The sequence below is a fragment of the Psychrobacter fozii genome, assembly GCF_003217155.1.
In the GTDB taxonomy this organism is placed as follows: Bacteria; Pseudomonadota; Gammaproteobacteria; order Pseudomonadales; family Moraxellaceae; genus Psychrobacter; species Psychrobacter fozii.
The window spans coordinates 86,992-107,430 of the sequence record NZ_QJSU01000010.1; the positions used below are offsets into that span (position 1 = coordinate 86,992).

Annotated in this window: 15 protein-coding genes; 5 read left to right on the forward strand and 10 right to left on the reverse strand. The window is 41.9% G+C overall.

Annotated features, from left to right (window positions below; all coding sequences use genetic code 11):
• Positions 1 to 3: 3 nt before the first annotated feature.
• The 3 genes from DFP82_RS12585 to DFP82_RS12595 all read right to left on the reverse strand — a co-directional run bounded on the left by DFP82_RS12585 (position 4) and on the right by DFP82_RS12595 (position 8,235).
• A complete protein-coding gene (locus tag DFP82_RS12585; RefSeq protein ID WP_110924066.1) occupies positions 4 to 3,087 on the reverse strand; it encodes a TrlF family AAA-like ATPase in 3,084 nt (1,027 codons plus the stop codon).
• A 387-nt stretch (positions 3,088 to 3,474) separates the two neighbouring features.
• The gene (locus tag DFP82_RS12590) at positions 3,475 to 4,929 is read right to left on the reverse strand and encodes a Na+/H+ antiporter family protein (RefSeq protein ID WP_110924067.1); all 1,455 of its coding nucleotides are present in this window, start codon (positions 4,927 to 4,929) and stop codon (positions 3,475 to 3,477) included.
• Between the two features lie 372 nt (positions 4,930 to 5,301).
• Positions 5,302 to 8,235 carry a valine--tRNA ligase gene (locus tag DFP82_RS12595; protein ID WP_110924068.1) on the reverse strand — a complete coding sequence of 978 codons (2,934 nt, stop codon included), beginning with the start codon at positions 8,233 to 8,235 and terminating at the stop codon, positions 5,302 to 5,304.
• A 317-nt stretch (positions 8,236 to 8,552) separates the two neighbouring features.
• Between DFP82_RS12595 and DFP82_RS12600 the strand changes: the two genes are divergently transcribed.
• Entirely contained in the window at positions 8,553 to 9,701 is a 1,149-nt protein-coding gene (locus DFP82_RS12600; protein WP_245905721.1) for a formate/nitrite transporter family protein, read from the forward strand.
• Positions 9,702 to 9,893: 192 nt separating this feature from the next.
• On the opposite strand, the gene DFP82_RS12605 is transcribed toward DFP82_RS12600, so the two are convergent.
• The 7 genes from DFP82_RS12605 to DFP82_RS12640 form a co-directional block, all read right to left on the reverse strand.
• Entirely contained in the window at positions 9,894 to 10,817 is a 924-nt protein-coding gene (locus tag DFP82_RS12605; RefSeq protein ID WP_110924069.1) for a bile acid:sodium symporter family protein, read from the reverse strand.
• Between the two features lie 880 nt (positions 10,818 to 11,697).
• Entirely contained in the window at positions 11,698 to 12,168 is a 471-nt protein-coding gene (locus DFP82_RS12615) for a YbjQ family protein (RefSeq protein WP_110924071.1), read from the reverse strand.
• A gap of 49 nt (positions 12,169 to 12,217) precedes the next feature.
• The gene (locus tag DFP82_RS12620; RefSeq protein ID WP_110924072.1) at positions 12,218 to 12,676 is read right to left on the reverse strand and encodes a YbjQ family protein; all 459 of its coding nucleotides are present in this window, start codon (positions 12,674 to 12,676) and stop codon (positions 12,218 to 12,220) included.
• 23 nt (positions 12,677 to 12,699) lie between these two features.
• The gene (locus tag DFP82_RS12625) at positions 12,700 to 13,209 is read right to left on the reverse strand and encodes a hypothetical protein (RefSeq protein ID WP_110924073.1); all 510 of its coding nucleotides are present in this window, start codon (positions 13,207 to 13,209) and stop codon (positions 12,700 to 12,702) included.
• Positions 13,210 to 13,305: 96 nt separating this feature from the next.
• On the reverse strand, positions 13,306 to 13,863 hold the full coding sequence (locus tag DFP82_RS12630; protein WP_110924074.1) for a YecA/YgfB family protein: 558 nt from the start codon (positions 13,861 to 13,863) through the stop codon (positions 13,306 to 13,308).
• A 292-nt stretch (positions 13,864 to 14,155) separates the two neighbouring features.
• Positions 14,156 to 14,392, reverse strand: coding sequence for a PA3496 family putative envelope integrity protein (locus DFP82_RS12635; protein WP_110924075.1), 237 nt, complete (start codon positions 14,390 to 14,392; stop codon positions 14,156 to 14,158).
• A gap of 212 nt (positions 14,393 to 14,604) precedes the next feature.
• On the reverse strand, positions 14,605 to 16,092 hold the full coding sequence (locus DFP82_RS12640; RefSeq protein ID WP_110924076.1) for a hypothetical protein: 1,488 nt from the start codon (positions 16,090 to 16,092) through the stop codon (positions 14,605 to 14,607).
• A 517-nt stretch (positions 16,093 to 16,609) separates the two neighbouring features.
• On the opposite strand from DFP82_RS12640, the gene serB reads away from it, so the two are divergent.
• The 4 genes from serB to DFP82_RS12660 all read left to right on the forward strand — a co-directional run bounded on the left by serB (position 16,610) and on the right by DFP82_RS12660 (position 20,335).
• On the forward strand, positions 16,610 to 17,800 hold the full coding sequence (gene serB, locus DFP82_RS12645) for a phosphoserine phosphatase SerB (RefSeq protein WP_110924077.1): 1,191 nt from the start codon (positions 16,610 to 16,612) through the stop codon (positions 17,798 to 17,800).
• Between the two features lie 231 nt (positions 17,801 to 18,031).
• Complete coding sequence (locus tag DFP82_RS12650) at positions 18,032 to 19,021, forward strand: DUF368 domain-containing protein (RefSeq protein WP_110924078.1); 990 nt, start codon at positions 18,032 to 18,034, stop codon at positions 19,019 to 19,021.
• A gap of 226 nt (positions 19,022 to 19,247) precedes the next feature.
• The gene (gene aciT, locus DFP82_RS12655; protein WP_227680935.1) at positions 19,248 to 19,649 is read left to right on the forward strand and encodes an AciT family ciprofloxacin tolerance protein; all 402 of its coding nucleotides are present in this window, start codon (positions 19,248 to 19,250) and stop codon (positions 19,647 to 19,649) included.
• A gap of 179 nt (positions 19,650 to 19,828) precedes the next feature.
• A complete protein-coding gene (locus DFP82_RS12660) occupies positions 19,829 to 20,335 on the forward strand; it encodes an SCP2 sterol-binding domain-containing protein (protein ID WP_110924079.1) in 507 nt (168 codons plus the stop codon).
• The last annotated feature ends 104 nt before the right edge of the window (positions 20,336 to 20,439 follow it).

A 20,439-nucleotide genomic window follows, 5' to 3' on the forward strand; every position in this document is an offset into this window, starting at 1 on the left:
AAGTTAAGTCCTATCCTCTATATATTTTATCCTACGATTATTGAATGCACGTATAGTGCCTTCCAAAATATCAACCACTTTACTATTAATATAGCTACTCTCAATCGCCCCTGAAAAATATTTAATATTATGGTTATCAGTTCGATCAAACTCACAATGTATGATTTGTTCTGCATCACAAACGACTGCAAGGTTTGGATTATGAGTAACCATGATTATTTGTCTTTTCTGTTTTGCTTCAGTTAAAACAGGAACTAGTAAACTAACAACCGTTTCGTTATCTAAGTTTTCCTCTGGCTGATCTAAAATTATGGGCATATCTCCTTTATCGACTAATAGATAGAAAATCAGGAGTAGAGAGCCTCTTTGACCCGGTGAAAGCTGTTCTATATGAGCATCTTGAAACATTAGAGTATATCTAGGCTCTAAATACTCTAGACCGAATATGAAATCATAGACTTCATTAGCTGTGGAGCCTTTTCTAAGTAGTGATTTCACACCTGGTAAGTTTGATGCTCGATCAAGCCGACCATCAAGGTCTACAACAAACTCTAATAGAGATTTTTTCTCGCCAATATCAAATTCGTCCATCATACTTTTAAGTAACGTTAAGCCTTCATTCTCCCCTCTAAACTCTCCTGTATCTTTTTTAATTAGTCTGAACAGTTTAGTATCGATGATATCAGGTGTGCTATTAATTTCCGCTTTAAACCTCAACTTATAGTCATTACGTATTAAATTATTATTTTGAATTAACTCTTGAACAGGCCTAAATAATAACTCTCTGTTAAAGCGTTGAGCTTCTAATTTGTCAAATATCTTCTCTGTAATACCTATCCTTTGCATTTGCAATTTTGTTCTTTGCTCTGGCAACTGATCTAGCTGATCAATTCGATGTTTCAGATTCTCTATTGATTCAAGCATATCAACCGAACCCAATATTTCGATATGCTTTTCAGTCCAGATTCTTAGCAACTCTAAATAGTTTTGGTATTCTCGTTGCGGTACATTTAGCTGATTACTCAATGACTCCTTCTGACTTAGCAAAGCTTTTTTTGTGACTTCAATCATACTGTTATTAGTTTCAATGTTCTTAACTTCATTGGAAATAACACTTTCGATTTCTTCTAACTTTTCTTCTTTTACCTCTAATAATAAAAGATCATCTAAATTTATATTTAAGATTTCTGCATCATTTGAAGATTTTTCTTTGAATGAAGAGTGCAAGCTTTTAACAGCTTCAACACCTTGTACAATATTGTGGTAAGCCCTTCTTTTAAGAGTAAGTTTATATAAATTACCTTTGTTAATTTCCTGCTGATTAACTACGTCTTCAATTTGACGATTGGTATCTGCTAACTGTGCAGATATCACCTGCTGGTCTTCAGTCAAAGCATTTGTTGGTTCAGGTAACTCTGTAGGCTTAGTCCTTGAATGTTCTTGTAATAACCTTTCTTCATGATCTAAACTTTCTTCAATTGCCTTTCGGTTCTCAGATGTCATCTGTTCTTCAATAGAAGCTATTTCGCGGTTGATTCCATGTAGAGAGCTTCTTAAACCGTCAATCTGGCTTAATAATGGGTTTTCTTGAAGGTTGATCAGCTGTTCAAAGTCGTAAGCACCTGATCTAGTAACATTATCTGCGTGAGAAAAGATAACAGACCTCAACTCTTTTTCGAAAGCATCTGACTCACCTAGTATATGAGCATTACAAAGCTCTTCAAAATGCCCTTGAGGTATGTACTTTACAAGCTCTACATTTCCAAACCCCACTTCTTCATTTAGGTTTTTTTCTACAACTTCTTTATCTTCCCATAATAATTGTGCATCAAAATGCTTTGCAGGTACTCCTGTTTTGCCTTTGAAACGATTCTTTTGAAGAAATGAAAAGTGCTGACTTTGTTTTGAGTCACCTAAAAAAGCAATAACATCGGCTAAAGCACTTTTACCACTGCCTTTATTACCAATAATGGCAACTAAATCATGGTTAAGCATTAATTCCGTTCCATCTAACCAATTCTCATTGTAAGTGGAACCAATATCTTTATTTATCAACAACTTATCTATAAACAAACTTCTATTGTCTTTGACTAGTTGTAGTTTAGGGGGGATTCTACCAATAAATGATCTTTTCGCAGGTTCACGTATTGCTTGCTGAAGGCCTTCAAATGTTGGATTAGCTTTTATCCAAGTAATTTTCCCTGATGGGTAATCACCATAACCGCGACGATTATTATCACCTTGAACACCAACAAACTGATGAGCATCACTCCCAGAAACAGCTAACCTCGGTGTGTTTTTCAAAGCCCTTTGAAAATCACTAACCCATTTTTTATTTGTTTCTGTTGTTACTCCTGCAAAAGCGGCACAAAGGTCAGAATTTCTCGTTTCGAAGATAGGGGATGTTTCAAAAAGCCCTAAAACGTAAGCATAGTGTTCTTGCCACTTCACATCGGCTAAACCGTCATTAGTATCAAAAGGCATAAAACCTAAAGCCATATTGTTAGGTACGCTAAGAAGTGCTTTTTTATAACTTTCACATGTTATTTCAGCAATCATAGAACCAGCTTCAAGTGCTTTGTCATCAACCTCATCGATCTCAGATTTCTTAAAGCCTTTTGACTGTAAAAGATCTTCTCCAACAAAGCGGGCTAAATGCTTTAGTGAATAATTCGATAATGGTCGATCAATTAGTGCAATATTTAGACCCCCTTGGAAGTCATGTAAAACTTGATCATCTACTTCATTTGAAAAAAGCACATGAGCATTAAGGCGACCCGTCATCGGAGCAACTAGTCTTAACTCTATTCCAGGAAATACTATTTTTTTTAACTCAGGAGCATTCTCTTGAGTTAAACGATGTTTCAAGGCAAACCAGCCATCAAAAGTCCAATAATCCATAATTGCAAATACAGCTGGTTCGGCAGTATTCATAGCATTAATCATTTCATCAACTAATAGAGCATTAATAGGATCACAAGGATCGCTGCTGAATCTTTTGCCACTCCAATGGAATGAAGCAGGCGTATGAATATGTAAATCCCATTTTCTCCATTCAGAACCCCTGTGATATTTTTCATTAACCATGAATATTCCCTTTGCTTGATTAACAGCACGTTATCAGCCATATAGTAATAAATTGATTCTCTTGTACAAAAGAGAGGCCATCTTTATAGATTAGTTAATAAACCCACATAAGCAGTAACTATTTGCACCACCTTAATTTTTTCAGTATTTAATATAGTATTACCATACGGCTTTGATTAAAGAATATAACGGCGCAAAATACGATAGATAATAGCACACAAATATTCAGTTATATTTTGAAATAAGACACAGAACTAACCAGTAGACAATAAAAAACGCCATCACAATTGTGACAGCGTCTTTTATTACTATAGATATTTATGCTTTAGTGACAACGCTTTCAACTGCTCCATCTGCGCCGTCAACCACCCTTCACACTCAGCGAGTTTAGCCCAACAGCCATACCACAGCGACCAAAGTAAATAGCAGCATACCGATATTGGCATGGAAAAAAGTCGGAATCACACTGTCTTTAATATGGTCATGCTGTCCATCCGCATTCAAACCAGCAGTCGCACCAAGCGTGAGTGTAGACGCAGGCGAACCAGCATCACCCAATGCCGCAGACGCACCAAGCATAGCCAGTGTCGCTAATGGAGAAAAACCAAGCGCTACGCATAATGGAATATAAATCGGCGCCAAAATCGGTACAGAGGCAAATGAATCACCAAAACCGATAGTGATAAACAAGCCCACGATTAGCATCATTGCAGCACCGAACAGCTTATTATCACCTAAAACCTGAGTAGCAGAAGCCACTAATGGGTCGATGTCACCTGTGGCCGTTAATACCGCACCGAAACTGGAGGCGATAGTAATAATCACGGCGATTTCTGCCATTAATCGAACGCCTTGAGTAAAGACATCATCCTGAGCCCGCCAGCGATAAATACCAGAGAAGCCAAGAATCATAAACCCTATCATTGCGCCGATAAACAGTGAGTCAAAATACATTTGGAACAGCAATACCACTATCACTGCCAATGCGGTAAATAGTAAAGGCTGTAACCCTATTTCTATTTTTTCTTGATCGGTAGATGCTGATATTTCTTGTTTTTGTGATTCGATATAAGCGCGTGGCTTACGATACGTGATAAATACAGCAACCAGCATGCCAGCCAAAATACCCATCACTGGAAAAAACATCGCTTTAGGCGCCATACTCGCTGTGGCAACAAACCCAGATGCCGCACCCACCGTATTAAAATTTTCTAATAAAATTTCATTGAGATAAATCGCACCAAAGCCAAACGGTAATAACAGATAAGACGCACTGATACCACAAGCCAGAATACAAGCGATGGCACGACGATCAATTTGCAGACGATTCATCAATCCAAGTAATGGCGGGATAAGTACTGGAATAAAAGCAATATGTACTGGGATCAAATTTTGTGAGAGTAACGAGGCGACAATGAACAGTATAAACAGCATCCATTTGACCTGTTTGCGTACATGAGCACCTTCACGATTTAGGCTACGAGCCATTTTCTGCGCGACCCAATCAAGCACACCACTCCTCGACAGTGCAACGGCAAATGCACCGACCATGATATAAGTCATACCTACCTGCGCACCACTGAGTAAGTTGTCATTCAATACTTGCAAGATATCTGGAAACGCCATTTGTGCATGCAGACCACCTAGCAAAGCCGCTGATACCAAAGAAACCGCAACAGGAATCTTAATAAGACAGAATACAACCATGAGTACAATGGCCAACACCACAGCATTGATCGGAATAGACAGCAGCGACAACAGCCCATAAATAGCCGCTAAAGCAACCAATACAGGTAACGCTCGATTAAGAAAAAACGTATCATCTCGATAAGCAGCTAGCATAATATCCCTCAAAATAATGTTTCAAATAAATCAAATGGGTAAAGTGAGCTCAAAAATAAAAAAACAGCATGCAATATACACCCCTTAACGCTGATGAGTCATTCCTATTTGACTACTAACGTATTACTACTCTTTAACAGTGTACGTTTGGGCGATGCTATCGTCAGCGAACTACTAAACCGCTACGGTGTTACCCTCCTTAGAGGTACTATATATACAATCTGCGGTCGGCTGCCTTGTAGCTGTTTTAGATTTCTTTGACTATATCTTACGTCCATCAAGTAGACATCTTACTGGCCGTCATCCTGACAATAAAAAACGCCATCACAGTTGTGATGGCGTTTTTTATTCATACAGCTATTGTCATAGCAATTACAGGTTCTTTAACTCTTCCATCTGTGCCGTCATCGCGGTCAACTGCCCTTCTAACTCAGCCAGTTTTGCCTTCTCAGCATCGACCACTTCCGCAGGTGCTTTACTGACAAAGCCTTCATTGCCTAGCTTGCGGGCGATACCTTCGGATTGACCCTTCAACTTATCATATGATTTACCCAAACGCGCCAGCTCAGCCGTTGGATCAATGAGACCTTTCATCGGTACGAGTACCCGTAGCTGACCGACCATGCTTGATGATGACAATGGTACTTCATCACCTTCTTTTAGAATGGTTAAGCTGTCTACCTTGGCAAGCGCTTTAAACTGATTGGCGATACGTGATAGACGCTCGTCTTCTGCTAGCGAGATATTTTGTAGTAGCACTGGCAGACGTACCGCGTTACCCAGTTTCATCTCACCACGGATATTACGGACGCTAGCGATTAGCTCCTGTAGCCACGCCATATCCGCCTCGACCTGCTCACTGATTTGTGCCTCATCCGTTTTTGGATAGTCAGCGACGACGATGCTGTCCGTGTTTTTACGACCAAGTAGTGGTGCAACCGTCTGCCAGATTTGCTCAGTCAGATACGGCATGATTGGATGCGTGAAGCGTAGCGCCGTCTCTAGCACATGCAGTAGTACATAGCGGATTTGCGCTTTACGTTCGTCAGATACTGAGTCATCATTTAGACTGGCTTTGGCAAGCTCAACGTACCAATCACAGTACTCATTCCAGATAAACTCATAGATATCTTGGCTGACCATATCGAGACGATACTGGGCGAAATGCTGATGGATATCGGCAACGGTAGAGTTCAGACGACTCATGATCCATTTTTCTGGTAATTCCCAAACATCAGGGTTTGCCGCTTGGTCGATAGGCTTGGCACTGCCTTCGCTATCGATGCAGTTCATGAGTACAAAACGGCTGGCGTTCCAAATTTTATTACAGAAGTTACGATAGCCCTCGACACGCTTTAGATCAAAGTTGATATCGCGACCAGTACTGGCAAGGGAGGTAAAGGTAAAGCGCAGTGCATCCGTACCAAAGGCTGGGATGCCTTCTGGGAACTCTTTACGCGTTTGCTTTTCGATTTTGGCCGCGTCTTTTGGATTCATCATATTGCTGGTGCGTTTTTCTACCAGCGCTTCTAGATCAATACCGTCGATTAGGTCAATCGGATCTAAGACATTACCTTTTGATTTTGACATTTTTTGACCATTACCATCGCGCACCAGACCATGCACATAGACGGTCTTAAACGGTACTTGCGGCGTGCCATCTTCGTTTTTCACGAAGTGCATGGTCATCATGATCATGCGGGCCACCCAAAAGAAGATAATGTCAAAACCTGTCACCAATACGCTAGTTGGGTGAAAGGTGTCCATCACGCGTGGATCAGCGTTAACGTCTGCCCAGTCAAGTGTACTGAACGTCCATAGACCTGAGCTGAACCACGTATCGAGCACGTCATTATCTTGGCGTAACACGATATCATCGCTTAGATTGTACTTGCTACGCACTTCCGCTTCGTCACGGGCGACATAGATTTCACCCGTCGCATCGTCATACCATGCAGGGATACGATGTCCCCACCAGAGCTGACGGCTGATACACCAATCTTGTAGGTCGGTCATCCACGACATATACATGTTTTTGTACTGCGCAGGGACGAACTCGATGCTACCGTCTTCTACCGCGTCAATCGCAGGCTTGGCAAGCTCTTTGACAGCGACATACCATTGATCGGTCAACCACGGCTCAACGATCGTACCGCCACGCTCAGCACGCGGGGCTTTTAGCGCGTAGTCCTCGATGTCTTCTAGCCAGCCCTGCTCGCCTGCTTGCGCCACAAGGAACTTACGAGCGGCAAAACGCTCAAGTCCTGCATACTCGCTAGGCGTGGTCGCTAGCTCTGGCTCACGCGTTTGCAGATCAGGATACACTTCCATCGATGCTAAGATATTGGCGCGCTCATCAAGGATGTTAATCAATGGCAAGCTATGACGACGACCCAATTCATAATCGTTAAAATCATGCGCTGGAGTGATTTTTACGCAGCCCGTACCGAAGTCTTTTTCGACATAATCATCAGCAACGATAGGCACGACGCGACCAGTGATTGGCAGAGTAATGGTTTTGCCGACTAAGTGCGCATAACGCTCATCGCTAGGATTGACTGCGACAGCGGTATCACCAAGTAGCGTTTCAGGGCGCGTAGTAGCGACGACCAGATAGTTTTTACCATCTTGGGTCGTTAAATCTTTATCCGTGAAATGATAGCGGAAATGCCACAAGCTGCCTTTTTCATCGTGGTTTTCCACTTCTAAATCAGACAGCGCGGTTTGGAATTTTGGATCCCAGTTTACTAGACGCTTACCACGATATATAAGGCCATCGTCAAACAGACGAACGAACACTTCTTTTACCGCATTGGACAGACCGTCATCCATGGTAAAGCGCTCACGTGACCAGTCAACCGAGCTGCCCAAACGGCGAATTTGGCTAGTGATATTACCGCCCGACTCTTCTTTCCATTCCCATACTTTATCGATGAAGTCTTCACGCGTCATGTCACGGCGCTTGATACCTTGCGCCTCTAAACGACGCTCAACGACCATTTGGGTGGCGATACCAGCATGATCCGTACCTGGCTGCCACAGCGTATTGTCACCATCCATGCGGTGATAACGGGTGAGCGCATCCATGATCGCGTTGTTAAAACCATGACCCATGTGTAGTGAGCCAGTGACGTTCGGCGGTGGTAGCGCGATAGAAAATGACTCGTCTTTGTCAAAAGTCGGCTGAAAATAGCCGCTTTCTTCCCAGCCCTGATACATGCCTGCTTCGACTTCCGCAGGATTATAGGCGTTTTCAAGTTGGCTTAAGGCCGCTTGGATAGAGGCGGTTAGGTTGTGGTTACTCATAATGGCATTATCTTTTATTGATTGAATGTGATCAAAGTTAATTGAATTAAAGCGAATATAAAAATTAGAAAAATAATGAATAGAGTGATTTTAACGCAGATAGGCAGATTTTGTTAGATGGTAAGGCAATTTATAAAGCCTGAAGGCAGTTTTTGAGCAAATTATTAAACAATTAACAACACCAATCGGCTCAATGCTAAACATAATCAGCGATCGTCGTACGATAGAATATAGCTTCTGTCTCAATATAGTTTCTATCTCTACGTTCGATACTTCTTATATAGCAAAACTATTATCTCTTAACCAGTGAGTTTACCGTGTCCCAAGATATTGATAGTCATACTGAACATCAGAAAGACTTGCAGACCTCATCTACAGATTATGAGCACTTGGCTGATGACAGTCATAAAGAAGAATTTCAAAGAAACCAGAAAGAAGATCATCAAGAAAACAGTCAAAAAGAATCTCAAGAAAACAGTCCCAATGACAAAGCTCATGACAAAGCTAATGACAATAATAACGAGAACACCAATGAGACAAACGTCACTGAAGACCTAAAAGATAATGATTTGCCAGAAGAAATCAGTGACGAAGACAAAGAAACCATCAAAAAAGTCGCCAATGATGACAATTTGAGTCATGCAAAAAGCTATGCCAGTATCTTAGTCGAACAAGTCATGGACGCCAAAGAGACGTTTGAGCGCTCGCTTGGCTCGCTATTCACCAGTGCTTTTACCGCTGGGCTTGAGATTGGTATTAGCTTCTTTATGATTTTATCAGCTTTTGCGCTCCTCAGCAGAGTACTACCCAGTGAATACGCTCTTGTACTCGCCTCGTTACTTTACCCCATCGGCTTTATTATCGTTGTCATTGGTCAGTCACTATTATTTACCGAACAAACCTCTCTCTTAAGTCTACCAGTACTCAACGGCATTGAACCGTTAACTAAGTTGCTACGTCTATGGGGCATCGTGATCGCTGGTAACGTGGTGGGTGGTTGTTTATTTGCTGCGTTAATGATTGGCCTCGGTTTGAACATGCAGTTGTTCAGCGTCAGCGACATTGACGCGTATGCCGAGCATGTCTTAGGATTTGAATGGTGGGTGATATTTGGTAGTGCCGTACTGGCAGGTTGGATGATGGGCGTGACGGCGTGGCTGGTGACCTCGGCACGCGATACACTGAGCCGCATTGTCTTAGTTACCATCATTACGGGCAGTATCGGATTTTTGGGTTTACATCACAGTATCGTAGGTAATATCGAAGTATTTTCAGCGTTACTGTACGGCAATACCGTCAGCCTATGGCGCTATTTAGTCTTCTTGGCAGTGGTACTGGTGGGCAATACGGTCGGTGGCGTGGTGTTTGTCGCAGTACTGAAAAACCGCACCTTCTTGTTTGAAATTGAAAAAGTGAAAGAGCAGACAGCCAATGCCAAAGAAAGAGTAGATTTACGTCATCGTTAAGCTCTGTTATTAACCCTGTCTTGCGCTATGTCCTACAGTCTGTATGTAATGAAATATAGTGATCATAAATGCAAAAACCCCATAACAAGCGTTGAAATATCAAGCTGGTCATGGAGTTCAATCAATAAATTCTTAGTCGCAATTTATAGAGCTGTTAATTAAAAAGCGACTGAGTAATTTATAATCTTCAGATTAGAGTCTGCGTGCTGCCATCACACTACTATCTATCTCCGTTTGCTTCGCCTTATTGTGTTGCGCACTGAATACTCTCACCATAATACCTGCGGTTAAGAACATGATTAGCGTATAAATAGCTGGGGTCAGCGACATTTTGTAATTAGCCAATAGTGTCAATGCCATAAACATAGAAAGCGTACTGTTCTGTAGGCCGACTTCCATGGTAATCGATCTTCTTTGTGCTGGATTCAGACCAAACCATTTACTAGTGTAATAACCAAGCGCCATCGTCGACACGTTCAATATCAATGATACAGGGCCAGTGGCTATCAATGCTTCTACAATGATGTCTTTTTGCACATAGCTTAAGAATAGAACCAAGAAACTCAGGAATATCACACCAAAACGAGAAACCATGACCTGTGTTTTATCTGCAACCGTAGGCGCATAGCGTTTGATCAACATACCAACGCTCACAGGTAAGATAGTTAGAGCAATCAAGCTGACCATGGTTTTAACCACTGGCAATTGAAACTCACTACCCGCGCCCATGAAGTACACGAGCGAAAAACTGAGGACGATAGGAATGGTAAACACGGTAATGACGCTTGCAATAGCGGTCATGGTGACCGACAGTGCGACGTCACCTTTGGCCAGATAAGTGAATAGGTTTGAGGTGGTGCCGCCAGGACAAAGCACCAGTAACATAACCCCAACGGCATATTCAGGTTCTAGGGACATCGAGGTTGCCAAGGCAAAACCAACCAATGGTAAGAAGATTAGCTGATTGGTTAGGCCTATTGCGACTGCTTTGGGGTATTTGACGACTCTTTTAAAGTCATTGGTAACTAAGGACAGACCCATCCCCATCATGATCAAAAAAATACCAATAGGAATGACTTTTGAATTTACAAACGTGACTAACTCCACACCTTCCATAACTACATCCTTGTAGATAGAGCCTTTACATAGGCAGTTTTATGACAACTTTGTGATGCTTAATCAGCCAATCCTGCTGAGATTTTGGGTAAAAGCCATCGACGTCATCAATATTTTATATGACAACATTACTTGACAGCATTCCATGCCATCTTTCACATATATTCAGTAATCGTAATAAAGCGGTAACATAAAGTATATCGTTGTAAAGGCAGCTTTATCTATTTTATTCAACTACTCACCAGTCAGTATTCAAACGTAGGATATCCGCCATATAAAAGTACAGAAAATTTTAGGGTATCCCATTATTTATATTGTTAGGCTTAACACGAGCAGGTTTGCCGCTAAGAAAGTAATCAATCACACCCGCCGCCATCTCCACCACAAGAGTCATTGCTGCTATATCCGCTATGATTACTATTACTATTGTTGATGTCATCTCCAGAAGATGAGCTTGAAGTACGCTTTGAAAGCTTTGTACGACTAGACCAGAGCATCACTTTAAACACACCATAAAACATCAGTAACCCAAAAATAATCTGTAAAAGTAGCAGGAAGCCCCAGAAGACAAGTTCAAGCATAATATAGTCGACCCTCTATAATTTCTTGTTAGAAATTGATAGCAACGCAAGGATAACTAGGGCGTGTCCTCAATTCAAACGAGTGCCCTCTAAATGGGCTAAAAATAGCTAAATTTTGCCAAACATCGTCAAATATCTGGTTAATATCCCGATATTATCTGCGCTATTTTCCTCGTTTGACTGCAATTTATCTTATTTTGATCATCATTTTTAAAATGAGGACACACCCTAAGATAAGTGCTTATTTTGGGGATAAAAAGGAAGATAAGATTAAAGATATACCTCAGATTGGCATGACTTTAGTGACGGTCAGTACTGATGACTGCCGTACCATAGGCGATGGCTTCTACCATACTGCCTAGTTGATTGACGTTAGTCACCTCAAGGCGCAGACCATAAATATGATTACAACCTTTGGCATTGGCCTCGGTACGCATCCGTACGATGGCCTCACGGCGGGCGCGATCTAATAACGTCTCGTAGGTGGTCAGGTTTTTACCAAAGATACTTAAGACACGGGCGATAATCATTTTGAAGTAATCTTGACCAATCACCACACTACCCAGTACCAACTCACCCTGACTATTAGCCGCAATATTAGGACGATAAAAGCGTTCGCTTGACACAATGATATGACTCAGTGCTTGCTCGTCGATGCTCAACTGTGCCAAATGCTGACGCTCGTGACGCGTGCCAAAAAACCAGCCAGCCGCGAATAATAAAACAAACGGTGCATAGTTGATGAGAAATTGGGTAAGGGAGTTGTTCATGGCACGTCTCTTATCATACAAAAGCATCAATGCTTTAAGATTCGGTTATCTAACCAAAAGGATTGAAACGTGGCAACTCATCAGTAGGTTCTGATGGTGGAGTTTGCGTGCTTGGGTGTTGACCTGAGTGATGCGATTGACCCGTTTGATAATAAGAATCGCTTGGCGGGTTTTGAGGTGATTGCTGCGGCATCGGTATCGCTTTGACAGCAGTACCATAAACAAATAGCTCAGAGGCTCCCTGCGCGATACTAGAGGTCGAAAAACGCAAACCAACGACTGCATCAGCACCCAAAGATTCTGCCTTGACAATCATGCGGTCTATCGCTTCTTGACGCGACTCTTCTAACAGCTCGGTATAAGCTGTCAGCTCACCACCGACGATGTTTTTTAGTCCAGCAAACAAGTCTTTACCGACGTGCTTTGAGCGTACCGTACTGCCGTACACCACATCTAAACGCTCGGTGATTTGATAGTTAGGCAAGTGCTCAAGATTGGAAAGCTGCATAGTATCGTGACCTAATTAAAAAATCAGTAAATTTTCTGAGCGATATGACGACATAACGCATCTATATACATATTTTCATCTTCTTTTTCAGTATTACCTACATAGTTAAAATTTCCTAGTAATCCTGCGTTTACAAAAAGCTCTTTTTCTTCATTTTGCTGTAGGATCTTGTTGTCACTAATAACTTTATAGCTATAGGCAATTTCGGGACTACCGATAGATTTTTGCATACCAAATGCTTCGCCCGAATAAATTCTTCTATAGTCTATATTTATATTTACACTAGCTTTTGCATTCGTTTGATACTTGCCTTCTTTAGACAACTCAGCAACTAAACACTTACTAAGGTACTGCTCAATATCAGCTTGACTATAAAATACAGGGTTATCATATTTTTGATTTAAATTAACATTAACAGAGTCTAACTTCACCTTCGCGACACTAACGTTGTCTTTAGTTGATAGAGTAGAGGTTGTTGCGCATCCTGATGCCAAACCTGCGATTAAAAGTAGTGGCAATAATGATTTTTTCATATTTCTCTCTAATTTAACAAGCTAATATTATTATAACAGCGCCTTAAGTAAAGCTAGAACCACTATTAATTAAGATAAAAGATATTTTTTTAACTGTTAGTCGTTGGTATGAAACAACAAAAACAGCTCAGTCAAATTGCCTTCAATGCTATTGGCCATTTGCACTAGCTTATCTTCATCTTTACGCATCTCAGCAAGCTCTGGATCTTCGTCATCGATACCGCTCAATACGATCATTGGTAAGGTCAAAACCGCTACGTCTTCTGCAGTTTCTTCATCTTCAAACCAATCACTGGCTTCATCACCATACATCGCATCGACAAAGCCGATTGACCAAGCAACGATATCTGAGTCATCTGAAAAGTCGACGGCCACTTCTTCATCACCAGCGTCTTCACCAAATGGTAGCTCGATAGGCGTCTCATTTTTTAACTCAGCGATGATCGAATCACGCCAGCGAGTGATGCCATCGATCACGTTTTCTGGAATCTCACTAGTGTGGCCTTCAAACAATGCATCCATCCAGTTAGGCAATGGACGACCGATGACTGTCGCTGTCAAAAAACCATGCGCAGCGACACTGTCGAGCACGAACTGGCTCTCTTGATTGTCCATATAGTCTAGTAATTCGTCAAAACTTAATTGGTTACTCATGGTCTAATTGTCCTTGAAAGGTGGATTGCGACAGTCTTAATAAATGCGCAATAAACGTTCAGTTACGTGCAAAATCAGTGATAATTTGAGGATAAAGGTCATTCGAATAAATATTCAAACAACCATTATAAAGTCAGAATTACTGCATAGATGGGCTGCTGGCAACCATAGAAAAGTAATAAATAAGATATCATCAACCCAATACTATTAGGTAACGAGTCATTATTACGTGGCTTTAGTCGGCTTAAACGACTGAACTTTCTTATATTGTGTGAGGACTTTATTCTAAAATTTAAAAGTCGTCATCATCCCAGTCATCGCCATCTTCATCGAAGTTATCGATGTCATCTAAATCGTCTTTTAGCTCTTTAGCCAACCGTTTTTCTTCTAACAAATTATCGATTAGACGACGTTTTTCAAGACTGCTTAAGCGCGTACGTACACTCGTCTCAGCCTCTTCCACCATCTTTGCATCATCATCATCGATGAAATCATCATCAAAATCGTTGTCAATATCAGCGTCACTCATGACAAACTCCTATCATTTTTGGCAAAGGTATTAAGAATACATTAATATATATATGCCTTATAAAGTCTCTACTGAACGTTGTCAATGCTTTTTATCACTATGGCCTATTTCGCCTATAATACCAAGGTAATGATGCAGGTAATATAACAGACAATTGTGTACATAAAAACAAAAACAATTGCCGCTAATGAAACATCATTACACAGATACTATTAAGTATGTGATTCGTCTTCATTTTCAATCATCAGTACCGAATTTCGGACGTCAGCCAAGCGTTGAATCATTGAATCATTCCCACCATCGAATACGGCACATTCACGCTCATAAACGGTGGTTGGGCGCATGATACTCTGTACTTGTACATGATGGCTGATTTGCTTGAGTCCAGCATTCGGTAGCAAGATCAGCATCTGCTCTTTTTTGCCAACACTGTGCAGCAATTGCGTCATCGCATCGCTTTGTGCATCATCACTGACGCCCGCTTTGGCAGGTAATGCAAAACGCGACAGCTCGATATGCTTGTCATGGATAATCTTGTTAAGCATTAAATATAGCTTACCAAGCATCACGCCTGCTAACGCCACTTTGGCATGGCTGTTATCAGCTTTTAATAGCACACTCGCACCGCTGTCATCGAACTTAGGCTCATTTATCATGCTGACACCTAGCAACAATGGCTGTTTGAGTAGCTCAGTCGCTGCTTGGTTCAATAGCTGAGTGCATAATGCCAAATAAGGCAAGCGCTGGGCAGGTGCAAGACGCTCAAGCATATTGAACTCGTCATGGAATACAATCTGTACTTTCACGCTGTCAAATGCTCGTGTGGCAGACAATCGCGAGGCGCTGCTAGATCTCTGAGTACTACTGCCGCTCATTTCATCTTGCGTGCTTTCCGCTGCTAGATTTTCTACTTGGTCATCTGCCGCACCATCAATAGCCGTACTAGAATGAGCGGTATCGCTCGCCGCACTTTGATTTTGTTGTGTTCTTAAATACTGGTTTACTTCACTATTTACATCAAACTTACGAAGGTCAGCTGGCTTATGCTCTGCGCCGTCTTCATCCAAGCTGCTCATTGTTTGAGAGTCATTTTCTTGGAGATCGTTTGTTTGACGGTCAGCTGAGCGGCGCTCGTGGTTACGGCTGCGCTGATCAATTTGCATATATTGCTCACGATGCAAATCTTGAATATCACGGCTGAGGGCATTGATTTGCTCTTTGGTAGGACGGGCAAGATAGCCGTAAATCAACCAAAGCAATAAATGCAGTAGCATAGTACCGATGACAAATGGCCATTGCATGGCGATAATTTCACCTTTGCTAATATCCTTTAATGTCAGTGCCACACTACCAATCACAGCATCGCCGTTGGTAGCAATTTGACGAATCGTATCACCTTGCTGCATAGGCGCATTGCCAACTGGCACCAAGATATCGTCGTTATTGTCTGTAATCAAGATCTTCGTCACGTCTTGCTCGCTGGTATAGCGATTGGCAATCACGCTTAGACTGACACGGTCTTTATTCTCTAAAGACAACCTTGCCTCATCAATCAGCTGAGCAACCATCTGCTCGCCTTTTAACGCACGACTGTTGCTCAACTGTTGATCAGTACTAATGACCAACAATAGAGTCTGCAAACAAAAACTAACCAGAAGAATAATGGCAAACAACCCTTGCCGCGGCGCTAAATACGTCATGATATGTTAAACTTTTTTGGATAAAAGAAATTAAAAAACAAGGCTATTGCTCATTTTTTGGCTATTTTAAAAAACGGTAATGCAGGCATCTTTTTGTAACGCGTGTCTTTATAACGTATATCTGGGTAAACCATCACTTATAGTCGATTCAATTAAAAAGTAGTACAAGGCAACCGAGTGTAGATGTATATGTGATACTTCAAGCGAGGTTAACGCTGTCATACTTTTATAGTGGAAGGACTATAGGATAAACGACCGCATAGTAGACTTGTTATGACTGAACACATTATCATAAATACAGCTCGCTTATCCTATCTACTATATCACCATAATAAACCTTATAGCGTTAGCAGCTTTATAAATTTATCATAATAATAACATTCAATTTCAAACGCTTTTCTGTCTGGTACAGCCCTTTTTAGTTAACCGTGATACTTTGCATGTCATCTATAGGCGCTGCCGAGGAAAGCTGCTATTATTCCCAATCTTATACGAGCATACAAGGGACAATTAAGCCATGCCAAACAATACATCTTATTCGTTACCAAAAGACAGCAAAGCATGGCAACAAGCCGTTGACTCTATTGCCTCGCTCCTACCTGATGGTACTGATCTACAGGATTTTGACGCGCTACAGTCCCTACCCGTTTTTGCACTAATTGTGGTGCTACCGACCAAAGTATCAACCCTTGATATTCATCAATATGTGCAGTCATGGGTCGATGAGCAGCCGAACTGGCATTTGGTCACTGTCGCTGAAGATACTGATGCAAGTTTTGTGAATATCACTGTCTCTGATACAGAACCAACAGACGGAAATGCACAGCGCCTTCCTTTTACACAGGCACAAGTATTTCGCTATCTACTGGTACCAGTCACCGATACGCTCATGCATCCCGCCAAAAAAACCGCTGCCGCTCATATCATCGATGAGCAGCTGACCAGACGCTTGCGTCATGATTTGGCTGAAGCGTATAAGAGTACGAGCAGTGCTGACAGTACGGATAATTTGAATGTCGTTGATTGCCATATCTTATCTGTTGGTCATATGCTACGTACCCACAAGCTTGCCTGCTTCGATATGGACTCCACCTTAATCGAGCAAGAAGTCATCGTTGAGCTGGCCAAAACAGCAGGTATCGGTGAAGAAGTTGCCGCCATCACTGAATCGGCGATGCGCGGTGAGATCGATTTTGACGAATCTTTTGCCAAACGTGTGGCACTATTAAAAGACATTCCAATTGACGTACTGGATGATATTTGTAGCCGCTTAACCTTATCGGTAGGCGCACGCACCACGATCAGTGCGCTCAAAGCATTGGGTTATCACACCGTACTAGTATCAGGCGGCTTTACCTATTTTGCCCGCTATATCGCAGAGCAGTTGGGTATTGACGAAGTTCATGCCAACTTTTTAGATATTGACGAAGGCATGGTGACAGGTCACGTGCAATTACCCATCGTCAATGGTGCCAAAAAAGCCGCCATCGTCGAACATACGGCAGAGCGCTTAGGCATCGATATGTCACAAGTGGTCTGTATTGGTGACGGTGCTAACGATTTGCCGATGATGGCCATCGCCGATCTAGGCATCGCTTATCATGCAAAACCTATCGTCCAAGCACGGGCTGATGCGGCGGTTAACGTGACTGGTCTTGAAGGCACGCTTTATGCACTTGGCTATCCAGCGCTTGCTCCTACCAAATAATGTCTAAAAACTAGAAACACTGTAAAAAGCTAGGTTAATGTCTTTGTCATTGATCTGGCTTTTATACTTCTAGCTTCTATGTTTTATTGATGAAAAAATCTAGCGATGCTGCTACTTTGATAGAACTACTGTTAACATTGCTGCCTGAGCATGATTTCAGTCTAACTAAACTTTAATCTAACCATTACCACTCACCTTCCACGCTCATTTTAAATCAATCAAGGACTGTCCATGACGGCACCCCAATCCCCTAAACCAAGCGAGTCGTCAGCACCGCAACCATTAGATACCAGTGTTACTAATACTGACAACCCAAAACAGCTGTTAGGCGTTTATATCAAAGGAATGGCGATGGGTGCAGCCGATATCGTACCTGGCGTCTCTGGCGGTACTATTGCGCTGATTGCTGGTATTTATGAGCGATTGATTAATGCGCTTGGCAGTATTGGCCCCAAGCTCTGGCAGACATTCCGAAAAGAAGGTGGCATCAAGGGTTTGCTTGCGGTATGGCGACAAGTTGATGCAACATTTTTATTATTCCTGTTATTAGGTATCGCCACCAGTTTTGCCACCTTGGCGGGCATGATTAAGTACTTGCTAGACAATCAACCACTGCTGATTTGGTCGTTCTTCTTTGGATTGGTCGTTGCAACCATATTTATATTATTAACTGAAATTAAGCGTTGGAACATAGGGCGTATTGTCTTATTTGGCATCGGTCTCGTCAGTGCCGTGGTTATCAGTAGTTTGCCATTACTCACCACCACGCCAAGCTTGCCTTATCTATTTTTTGCAGGGGCAATCGCGATTTGTGCCATGATATTACCGGGCATATCAGGCTCCTTTATCCTATTATTATTGGGCGCTTATGACACAGTATTAGAAGCCGTGCATACCCTTAATTTCACGGTTATTTTTACGCTTATGGCTGGTATGCTCACTGGACTTTTACTGTTTACCCACGCACTGAAATGGCTATTGGCTCGCTACTATCAAGCAACGCTAGCATTGCTCACCGGCTTTATCGCTGGCTCTTTGATGAAGATATGGCCGTGGAAAGTAGATATCTTGAACACCTTAGATAACGAAGCAATAAACAACGTCATGCCATGGCACTACCCTACTGGTCCACACTGGCTCAGCACACTAGGGTTGATGTTATTAGGTGCTGTGTTAGTGTCGTTATTATCGTGGTGGGGCAAGCGTAATAACCATCATTAATAACAACGTTTAGTCGCTATTAATTAAAAAACCTCTTATTTCCCTCTCAAAATAAGCGCCTACCCTTACGGCGCTTACTCTCAAAATCTGCAATAGAAAATCATCAAAATACGCTAAAAAACCAAACGTCATCGGTTGTCGCAAACTCGCCTTTACCCTCTTTAGCTTTGCCTCGCAAACTTTCATAATGGTCTCATTGGAATTCACCTTATGAATAGCGAGATGAATGATGTTACTAACTATATTTTCTTTTATCGACATAGCGGCATGGAGCAATGCGGCTTTACTTGGTTACGGCTTATTGGCAGTGATAATAGCGGCACTCGCCTTCTCGTCACAGCGCTGGTTACTACTGTATTTGTTCGGTGGTATGGCATATTGGCTAGGCGTAGAAGTCATTCACAGCATACTATCAAGTTGGCTGATGCTGTCAGAATTATCAGACTGGCACAGCTATATCATCGCCATGGGTATCAGCTGGCTGCCTTTAGCGGCTTGGGTCTTGTATCGGGCGCTACGTTATGAGGATGTCAGTCAATCGGTTCAGCTACAACGTGAGTTAGAGGCAGCACGCTATATCGAACATACGCCTGTCTACGATGATGACTATAAACCGCGCTTTCACTAATGCAGTCAATCCTGTAGCAACTATGCTGACGTCATCGAATGTTACAAGATACTTAACGCTCTCTACGTAACTCCTAAAGAATAACAACCTATCCATCGTTTATAATGTAATTATATATTTGTCGCAAAAATTGTTATAAAGTACGCATTATTTTGCGTCTCATTTTTAGGAGTTCGATTATGTTTACTATTCCTGTTCTAGATATTAAGTCTGATCCTTTAGACGTGTTATTGGCTGTGATCGGTTACCGTTTATCTATGTTAGCTGATAGCGACGATGAAGCTGTTCAAAAGCTATTCGCTGATCGTAATGTTACGATTGAGCTTGCCAGTACCGAAGCGGATATCGCTCGTTATTTTGTCTTTGATAATGGGAGCTTCAACCAGTATAGTGGTCATGCAAAAGCAGCAGACCTGACTATCAACTTTAAAGATTCTATGACTGGTGTTAAGCTATTGACCAAAGGTAATCTTCCAGCCTTTATGACAGCGGTTCAAGAAGGAAATTTAAGCATCGAGGGTGATTATAGCCTTATGATGTGGTTTAATAAGCTTGCCAAGCATATCGTTCCAGCAGTGCCAGAAGAGTGCAAACCTTATCTGGACAAAGCCAAGCCTTATGCTTATAAAGCACAAAACTTTGCAAACCATTGGATTGGTGTTGCCAAGCACAAACTGGGAAAATAACCAGATACAAATAATTAGAACGTTAAATAGCAAACTGATCAGCAAATAGTTACTATTGACCTACTTTATTGTATTCAATATAAATACTATTTAGCAGCACTCTG